Below are 8,893 nucleotides of genomic sequence, written 5' to 3' on the forward strand. Positions count from 1 at the left end.
TTCGTCTACGCCGGCATCAACGTCACCGACACACCCCTGTTCAGCGGCACCCGCGGCGCCCAACTCGCCGGACGCGCCACCCTCATCACCTGCGGCCCCCTCCCCGCCCGACACGGCACCCGCCAACCCTTCCGCGACGTCATCACCGACATCGAAAACGCCCTCGACCTCGAACAACACAAACCCGGCACCCTCCCCCGCCACGCCCCCTACCTCCACCAACGCACCGCCGGCCGCATCGGATCACTCACAAGGCTTATCCGCCAAACAGCCATCACCGCCATCCACGACGGCACCGAACGCATCACCAAAACCGCCCTCGACGCCGTACGACTCGACCACCTTGCCGAAACCCACCACCGCCCCACACGACGGCGCTAACCCCACCCACCGAACAGGCAAAACAGCCTGACCAGCACAAACACCAAACGAGCCTTTACACGCTCGGGCTACCTACAACCCACCCCGGCCAGACTCCATACAGAACGCACAACCCCAGCTCAAACCGCCGCCCACCCCGCCTTAACCACCCACGCGACTTCTCAGCAAACCCACAACACCCCAGGCCAGCAAGCCCGCGACACACCAACAAACCCACCTCCGAGCGTTACCCACCCCGGCGGACGGGCGCGCGGCGAAGAGCCCGCACCAGCGCAGAAGACACCACCTGATCAGCACCGCCCGCTACGTGACAAAGGTGCACGTCAGAAGACCAGAACGACCTGACACCCCATAAACACACGGCCGCCGAGGCGCCCGCTCGGCCTGACCACGAGCCAGCCAAAGCCGCGCACCAAACTGATCAGTCCAGGCCAGACCACACTCCTATGATCACAAACACCGCTCCTGTACAGCGCCGCCCTCGCCGCCCTCGGGCTGGAGTGGGCGGCCACGGAAGGAGCGGCGTGATGAGCGCGAGCGACCAGGAGGCCCGGGGAGCAGCGAGTGCAGGACGCCGGAGGGAGGCACGCGCGCACCAGGGCCGTCGCGGAGACGGACACCGTCATCTCCGCTGTGCTGTCCGACCCAGGGGTGCGGAAGGCGCGGGACCAGGCGGAGGCGGCGGAGACGGAGCTGGGCATGGAGCCGGGCGCCCATCTCCATCCGTTCCAGGACCGCTACGACCAGGACCGTGGCGGCGGGCGACGCGACCCGGCTCACCAAGGTCTGCGCGGGCAAGCACGGCCGCTGGGGGCGAATCTGCGTCCTGCCCGACGGACACGAGACCTCGATGGAGGAACCGCACTGGGGCCGCAACAGCGAGGGCCGACCGATCGCGTGGGTGGGCAGCGCACCCGACGACTGGTGAACAGCGGCGCAGGCCTCGCCCCACCCAGCTCACTCTTTGTCTCGACCCTTGTCCTGGTTTTTGAGATTGTGGCCTGCACCACTGGGTGACTTCAGGTAGGCGATCTCATCTTCTGCGCCCTGCCACTTGGCGTACAGGTACGTGCATGCCCAGATGGAAGCTCCGAGGGCGGTAACGGTCACGCGCTGAGCTACCAGCAGACGTTTAGTGAGCTTGGAGAGCTTGCCTCCAGTCGGCGCGGCCTCGCTCTTGCAGATGCCGACGTGGCCCGTCTCTTGCGAGTGCCGCTGCAGATCTTCGAGGCCCTCAGCCTGAAATGGACACGCCGTGCATACGTAAGTGGTCATCAGTTGATCCCCCCCAATGGGATCTAGATTGCCACAGGTTGAATGCGTCGACGCATCACTTGGCCAGGGAGTCATCTTCCTAGCGCCCGAACCTGTCAGGCGTCGACCAGGTCCAGAAGGTCCTGGAAGCGCCGGGCAACGTACTCATCGGCACAGGCCCGCTTCACGCTGCGGTCCTTCTGAAGGCCGCTGACGTCATCACGGATGATCTCGCGGGCATCCTTGAACAGCTGCTCGATCAGAGGCGCAGCACTGTTGCTGTAGAAGACCTTGCGGTGGCGGCCCATCGTGCCGTAGCCGCCCTCTTCGCCGATGTAGCACAGGGTCATCCAGCGGACGATCTCCACGCGCACGTCGGCGGGAACGGCGGCGAGCCCGCCGAACTCGGGGAACAGACGGAGGGCCGGGCCATGGGAGGCGTTGGCCCTCCAGCTGTGGCCGATCTTTTCTAGCTTCTCAAGCTGGCTGCGGAAGAAGGCGGTTCGCTGGGCTTTACGGAAGTACGGCAGGATGACGGCCGCGTGGGCGACAGGGTGACGCGGGAAGAGCGCGAGACCCAGGCAGCAGTCCGGCGTGAGGCGCCAATTCCGTAAATCGTTCACCGAACAACTGATGAGCCGCTTGCACATAACCTTTCTCTTGAGTCGCGCTACTGCTGTTGATGATGCGGTACCAACTGATGGCGCGTAGGCTTGGTATGTCGAAATGCAACGACGCCAGATCGCGAGGGAGGTGGTTCCTTTGCGTCGGCGCAAAGGAATTCCCTTGACATGTGGGGTCGGTATTGCAGTAGCCGTCTCAATGATTCCGCCTACTGCACCGACGGCCACCGCCGCAGATGCGTGCACCCAAGTTGCATCGCATGGCTACTACGACAAGTCTCCTGTGGCCAGTACCAAGTTCCCAGGCAACCTGTTCATCAATGTGGCAGTGATGTGTCTCATCAATGCCGAGCGTACTAAGCGTGGACTGTCACCTGTCGTGGATAACCCAGCCCTCACGAGCGCTGCCCAGAAACACACTAATGAAGCAGTGCGAATTAAGTGGTGGGGAAAAGGTGCCGACCCGCATGTCAATCCGGAGACACATTCGACCGTTGAGACAAGAGTGTCCGAGGCAGGGTACTGCCCTACACCGCGACGGTTCTATAAGTATAGTGAAATCGCCTACACTGACGGCGACGGCAAGGGGACTCCGAGAGAAGCCGTGAACTGGTGGATGAACGTCAGCACCGGCGGGCACCGCGAAATAATCTTGGATCCTCAGCTTGAGCAAATCGGAATCGGTACCTGGGGGGCGCCGGCCGACAGAAATATCATCGGGGAGGTAAACCCGGGTACCTACGTGGTGGACTTCGGAACGTGTCACCACTGACACAGACGCCCGCCGGTCCATGCCGTGCTCGGCGCCTAAGCCGGCCCATGCGAAGGGCGCCCTGGCGTTGGTGGCCCGCTGGTTGTTCCAGCGCCGGAGAGGTCACACCCTATGTCGGCCCATCCCCGCGGGCGCGGGGGCGACTCAGCCGTTGACGCCGGGAGGAGGCAGAACCGGGGAGCATCCCTGCGGGCGCAGGGGCGACATGGTCTGCTCGGTCGCGAGCAGCGCGGCCAGCGGAACATCCCCCGGGGCGCAGGGGCGACTGGTGGCCGCGCTCGCGGTGTGCGGGTCCGGCCGGGCCATCCCCGCGTACGCGGGGCCGACTTGCGGACCTTCGCCTTCGCCGGAGCATCCCCGCGGGCGCGGGGACGACCCACGAAGACGCCGTTTTCCAGACCGTTCGCGCGGGCCATCCCTGCGGGCGCGGGGGCGACATCACAGTCTGGGGGGAGTCCCGACGGCGTCCTGCATGATGTTCCAGGGACCAGGTGCACAGGTGCGACCGGCTCCGCCTCTTGCTCGCCGCCCCCGGTCAGGGTCGAAGACCCGCGCGTCGCAACGTCAGCGTCGACAGGTCGGCGATGACGTCAGGGTCCCCGCGACGCCAGGCGTCAGCCAGGCCGCCCTGCGGCGTGGCAAGCGCGACCAGCGGCCGCTGCGGCCCGGTGAGCGCACGCAGCGCGAGGAGGTCGGCACCACCGGGAGCATCGAAAAGGCGACGAGTGGTGGCGCTCCGCCGGATCCACCGCAGCCGTGGAACGAGCCACAACACCAGGATCACGGCGGTCGGAACGACGATCAGGGCGATCGTCGTGAGCGTGGCGACATGGCCCACGGTGTCCTGCAACGACTGTCCGGCATCGGAGAGACTCGTGCCAGCCTCGGCCGCGGAGTTGAGCGGCTTCTTCAACGAGTCACCGACGAACGGGACCTTCGAGGCCGCGTTGCCCGCATCGTCGAGACTGGAGGCAAGACTGTCGCCCGCGCTCTCGGCTTTCCGCCCGGGCTCGGCCAACGTCAGGATCGCGTCACGGACGACCAGGGCGAACTTCACCGTGCTCGCGGTCAGGAGCAGAGCGATCAGATCCGCGATCAGCTGACGACCCCGGCGCGCTGGGCTTTGGGCGTAGAGACGCATGGACGTGCTCCTGTTCCTATGGCGACATCGACAAAAGCCAACTCCGAGCCGGTGGCACGCAGTTCGTGCCTGCGGGGATGACCGCGAGGATCGGCGGGTGGCTTGACGGTACATAAAACGCGCGGACGATATCCGGGGTACGCACGCTCAGGACCGGTCACGCCCTCCACCGAACCGGCCGACACGGGCATTCGCCCGCCGACCGTCTTCCATCGACATCGAAGGCCTGCTTTGACGCGCCCGCGGCAGCGTGTCTGGAGAACAACGTTCCGCGCCCCACTCGCGGAGCATGACGGCGGGCTGCTGCGGGCCGACGGATCAGTCGCACCTACGTAGAACTGACCACGGCTGCCACCGCGGCCGGGGGCGCTGGCTGGTTCATCGCCCGCTCCTGCGACCAGAGCCTGGCATCGGCCTCGTGGACGCCAGCGCTCTCGCTGGCTGCTGGCGGCATGGCCATGGTCCTTCTGTTCCTGGTCTTTGCGCGGATCTTGCGGATCGCCGAACTGCGCAGCCTGCCGGGGCTGGGGTGGCCTCGGCACGAGCGGTCACATTCAGTCAATCTGTGACGTCGAAGGCGTGTGGATCTGACCGGTCGGCTTGAGGTGCACTGCGAATACGCACTCGACATGAAGTGGCCACCGCGGGACCTGTGATGCGGCTGCCCCCCGCCCGGGGGAGACGAGAGCGGCGGGTTGTCCCCGCCGCTCTCGTCTCTTGTTCGTTGTGTCAGCTGGTGAAGTAGAAGTAGTTCCAGGCGCCGTACGTGGTGGTGTTCACGTTGTCGCCCGAGGAGGGGTCGATGTATGAGGTGCGTACCCGGGCGCGTATGCCGGACGTCCCGGCGTGGCCGAGGTTGACGATGGACTTGCCGCTGGTGCCGAGGGAGAAGTACTCCGAGGCCGTGGTGTACCACTTGCCGCCTGAGTAGACCTGGAGGTCCAGGCGCTCCTTGCGACCCTTGTAGTAGGTCATCGTGGTGGTCAGGACGGCGTCGGTGTTCTTGTGGTAGTAGCGGTAGCGGGTCGAACCGATCGTGCCGGTGCGGTAGTACTTGGACAGTGAACTGGCGATCTTCACGTGTGCGTAGGCGGTGGACTTGACGGTCCGTCCGGTGTAGCGGGCGTCGCCCTTGAAGACGGCGGTCACGGCGGTGTCCCGGGACATGGTGACGGTGGCCGACAGGTTGCCGTGCGAATCGGTCTTGCCAGTCCTCAGCAGCTTGTTGGGCTTGTCTGCGCCGTACGGGTCGGCCCAGATCTCCACCGTGCGGTTGCTGTACGTGGTGCCGAGGTGGGCGGTGAAGACCACGTTCTTGCCGTAGTCGTACGCCTTCTTGTTGTTGGTGAGCGTCAGGGCGGGCGTGACCCGGGTGACGTTGACGGTGTCCGAGGCGGATGCCGGGGTGTGCGTGGCGTCCCCGGGGTAGGTCACGGTGTAGCGGACCTTGCCGCCGGCCGGGGGCGCGTCGGTGAAGGAGAACGTGCCGTTCGCGCCCAGCGTCCTGGTGCCGAGCGACTTGCCCGACGGGGACAGCAGGTCGGTGCGCACGACGTTCAGCAGGGTGCCGGCCGGCAGCTTCAGACCGGTCGTGAGCGTGCCCTTGACGGTGAGTGTCTTGGCGCGCGTGCCGGTGGTCGGGGCGTCGGCGGTGAGCTTGGCGACGTACTTGCGCGGTTCGGTGACGGTCTCGAAGTCCCTGAACTCGGAGGTCCCGGTCAGCACGAACAGTTTCGTGCCATCCGCCGACCAGGCCGTCGAGTGCCCGCCCCACGGCATCCACGCGTCCGACAGGTTGCGGACGCTGGCCGGGGCGTCCGCGCCACCGGGGAACACGTAGGTGTCGCCGGTGTTCTCGGTGTCGAGCGCGGTCGCCGCGACCGTGCCGTCCGGGGCGACGCTGACGGTCTCCGGCTCGTCCTTGACCGGGTACTCGTGCACCATCTGCAGGTCGGAGAGCCGGTATTCGGTGACCGCCCGGTTGCCTGGCCCGGCCACGACGATCGACTGTCCGTCCGGCATGAGCGCGCCGTCCCGGTAGAAGCCGCCCTCGTTCGCGGCGACGCGGATGACCGGCGTACCGGATGACACGTCGTAGACGATGATCGGCCCGCTGCTGATGCCGGGGTCCAGGGCGACCAGGGTGTCGGGGTTCGCCGGGTCGGCGAACAGCCTCGGCGTAGTAGCGAAGTCGTGGTCGCCGGCGAGGTCGAGGGTCACGGTGGCCGGGTCGGCGGTCAGGTCGATGCGGCCGAGCCCGGAATCCCACTGGTCGCCGTAGCCGAACCAGATACGGCCCTCCGTGAGGGCGATCCAGCGCGGTGCCGTCCCGGCGCCGGTCGGGTACTCGGCGGTCTGCGTGAGCGTCGTGGTGTCGAACGCGACGATCTTGTCCGCTCCAGTGACCGCGGCGTATAGGGCGCTGCCGTCCGGACTCAGCTGAAGGTCGGACACCTGGGGCAGGCCGGTGAGCTTGTTGAGCACCTTGCCGGTGTAACTCACGACGGAGATCGTGCTGTCGCCGCTGATGTAGAGGTGCTGGTGGGTGCCGTCGACGACGGTGTCGTTCACGGTGCCGACGCTGATCGGCCCGCTGGTGTCGGCGGCCGCCGGTCCGGCCGCCAGCACCGCGGAGCTGAAAAGGGCGGCCGTCGCGACAGAAGCCGAAAGTGTGCGGATGCGCACGGTGATTTGACCCCCCATGGGCGTGTGACTGCTGTGAGTGCAGCCTGTGCCGGCCCCTTGGCCGGTGAGTGAAGCGTAGGCTAGGGCTCCGACACCCCACGCAGCACCCTCAGTTGGGGAGCGGACCGGGGAAGGGGGCGCCTCTTCTGCAGTAAGGTCGTCGGTCGCGTTACCAGTATCTTGACGTCTCCTAATGCCCTATTCCCGTGGTCCTGCCGGGCGATATGGTCCAGATGTGCGTTGATCTTCCGGGCGGCAGCCACGTGCGGCCGCGGACGGTGCAGGGCGCCTCTTGGAGGTCGTTTCTTATGGTCAACTTTACGGTTCGTCGAAGGCAGTCATGGGGGCTACTGCCCCGGTGGTCGTAGGGGGCGTCTGCTGCGGGACACTCCTGTCGTGGAAGGGACGTTCCGACTCCTGCGCCTGACAAGTCGATGGGCTCGCTTTGCCGAGGTGACCGTCGAGGTGACTCCTTGCGACGCACCCGCTGTCATGCTCGGGGACGACCCGTTCGGCTGGCGGCGTGCTGTCTACGGCCCTGATGCATGGCCGTGCCCGTACGACGACGATCTACAGCGGGAGGCGGCAGAAGGCGCCTGGTACGCCCTGAAGCGGCTTGCTTCCCCGTCACCTCTCGACGTTCCTCCGGCCACCACGGGACACGGCCGATCGCATCCAGCGTGAGTGTCGCGATCGTGCTGTCGGAGTGCTTCCACGCCTGCCGGACCGGTGCGCCGATCCCGGCCAAGCCCGCCGGGGCGCCCAAGGCGGTGTCGGCCGCCGGAGCCCGGCGTCACGTCCCGGACGGGCTAGGTCGAGGTGCACCACGATCACGCCCCGGCGATTGTAAAGAAGCGATGCGGGGCCACTTCCTCGCATGGCCCGACTCCGGCATGCGGCCGGCGTCCCGAACTGTTATGGAAACCTCGATGACGCATGTAGCGGTGATCTCCGACTGTCCGCTTCTACGGCGAGGCTTGAAGCAGGTGATCGACGGGGCGGCCGATTTGCGAAGCACCTTCGTCGAGCCCACGGGCGAGAATGACCTGAACGGCGCGGATGTCGCCATCGTCAACCTGCACACAGGCACGCGGGACATGGTCGGCCTGATCGGCCGGCTGCGCAAGCGAGGAACTCTCGTCGTCGTCCTCTCGCCTTCCGGGACGCAGGACGATCTGTTGTTGTCCCTCGAGGCCGGGGCCCGAGGATATGTAAGCCAGTCTGCGGCCGAGAGCGAGCTGCTGGCGGCAGTACGGGCCGTCGCTTCCGGGGGAAGTCACTTCTCCGCCCATTTCGACAACCAATTCCTACTCAAAAATTCCGTCAAAATCACGGACCGGGAGAGGCAGATCCTCGAACTGGTCGCCAGTGGTGCCACCGACCGTGAAATCGCGGTGCGCCTGAACATCAGTCAACACACCGTCCATTCCCACCTCGACCGCTTGGCGAGCAAGACGGGTTACCGCCGCAGAGTCGACCTCGCCCGCCTAGCGCTCAAGCAGGATCAGACGACGGACATCTCATCGGAGGGGTAGTTCCACCCACGCCACTGGGTCGTTCTCCCTCTTGTCCGTACGAGCCGCGAAGCTGATGCTCAAATGGGTCGGACCGGGCCGATTCGCCCGTTTGTCCGATGACGCAAAACAGCTCTCAGCAAATCGAGGCTTGATGGGTCATGAGGAAAAAAATAGCGCGGAATGCGGGTATCGCAGTGGTTACGTCCTCCTGCCTGGCGGCCGGAGTATGCGGCACAACACTGAGCGAAGCCAGTGCCGCCCCGCCGCAAAAGGTCCAGGCGGCACACGAGAAACCGGTCAAGTGCTACAAGAAGCGCCACCACGTGTACGTCTGCTACAAGTACCGGGCTAAGCGCCAGGGCACCAAGGTCATTTACGTACCGATCGTCGTGACCGTACCGGCACCGCCGACCACGACGCCGGGCGGCACGTCCTCCGGCGGCACCACGCCGGGCGGCACCACGCCGGGCGGCACCACGCCGGGCGGCACCACGCCGGGCGGCACATCCTCCGGCGGCAC

The 8,893-nt window shown here is 66.1% G+C and carries 8 protein-coding genes and 1 pseudogene; 5 read left to right on the plus strand and 4 right to left on the minus strand.

Annotation, left to right across the window (positions count from 1 at the left end):
* A pseudogene (locus GT030_RS08105) lies at positions 1–381 on the plus strand (ATP/GTP-binding protein); the annotation flags it as partial.
* A 751-nt stretch (positions 382–1,132) separates the two neighbouring features.
* Positions 1,133–1,309, plus strand: a complete 177-nt coding sequence (locus GT030_RS35530; RefSeq protein WP_202459838.1) for a hypothetical protein — start codon at positions 1,133–1,135, stop codon at positions 1,307–1,309.
* A 29-nt stretch (positions 1,310–1,338) separates the two neighbouring features.
* Here the strand turns inward: GT030_RS35530 and GT030_RS08115 are convergent, their stop codons facing one another.
* Both GT030_RS08115 and GT030_RS08120 read right to left on the minus strand, forming a co-directional pair.
* Positions 1,339–1,656: a hypothetical protein gene (locus GT030_RS08115; RefSeq protein ID WP_161200501.1), complete on the minus strand. Its 318-nt coding sequence runs from the start codon at positions 1,654–1,656 to the stop codon at positions 1,339–1,341.
* 95 nt (positions 1,657–1,751) lie between these two features.
* The gene (locus GT030_RS08120) at positions 1,752–2,285 is read right to left on the minus strand and encodes a hypothetical protein (RefSeq protein ID WP_237522262.1); all 534 of its coding nucleotides are present in this window, start codon (positions 2,283–2,285) and stop codon (positions 1,752–1,754) included.
* A 256-nt stretch (positions 2,286–2,541) separates the two neighbouring features.
* On the opposite strand from GT030_RS08120, the gene GT030_RS08125 reads away from it, so the two are divergent.
* On the plus strand, positions 2,542–3,030 hold the full coding sequence (locus tag GT030_RS08125) for a CAP domain-containing protein (protein WP_346009590.1): 489 nt from the start codon (positions 2,542–2,544) through the stop codon (positions 3,028–3,030).
* A gap of 535 nt (positions 3,031–3,565) precedes the next feature.
* On the opposite strand, the gene GT030_RS08130 is transcribed toward GT030_RS08125, so the two are convergent.
* Entirely contained in the window at positions 3,566–4,171 is a 606-nt protein-coding gene (locus GT030_RS08130) for a hypothetical protein (RefSeq protein WP_161200503.1), read from the minus strand.
* A gap of 729 nt (positions 4,172–4,900) precedes the next feature.
* Positions 4,901–6,742, minus strand: coding sequence for an Ig-like domain repeat protein (locus GT030_RS08135; RefSeq protein ID WP_346009591.1), 1,842 nt, complete (start codon positions 6,740–6,742; stop codon positions 4,901–4,903).
* On the opposite strand from GT030_RS08135, the gene GT030_RS37305 reads away from it, so the two are divergent.
* Together GT030_RS37305 and GT030_RS36270 are read left to right on the plus strand one after the other, a co-directional pair.
* The gene (locus GT030_RS37305; RefSeq protein ID WP_346009592.1) at positions 6,717–6,866 is read left to right on the plus strand and encodes a hypothetical protein; all 150 of its coding nucleotides are present in this window, start codon (positions 6,717–6,719) and stop codon (positions 6,864–6,866) included. The two genes, GT030_RS08135 and GT030_RS37305, sit on opposite strands and share 26 nt — an antisense overlap.
* 1,087 nt (positions 6,867–7,953) lie before the next feature.
* Complete coding sequence (locus GT030_RS36270) at positions 7,954–8,391, plus strand: response regulator transcription factor (protein WP_237522264.1); 438 nt, start codon at positions 7,954–7,956, stop codon at positions 8,389–8,391.
* The last annotated feature ends 502 nt before the right edge of the window (positions 8,392–8,893 follow it).

The sequence above is a fragment of the Streptomyces sp. SID1328 genome, from assembly GCF_009865595.1.
In the GTDB taxonomy this organism is placed as follows: Bacteria; Actinomycetota; Actinomycetes; order Streptomycetales; family Streptomycetaceae; genus Streptomyces; species Streptomyces griseoluteus.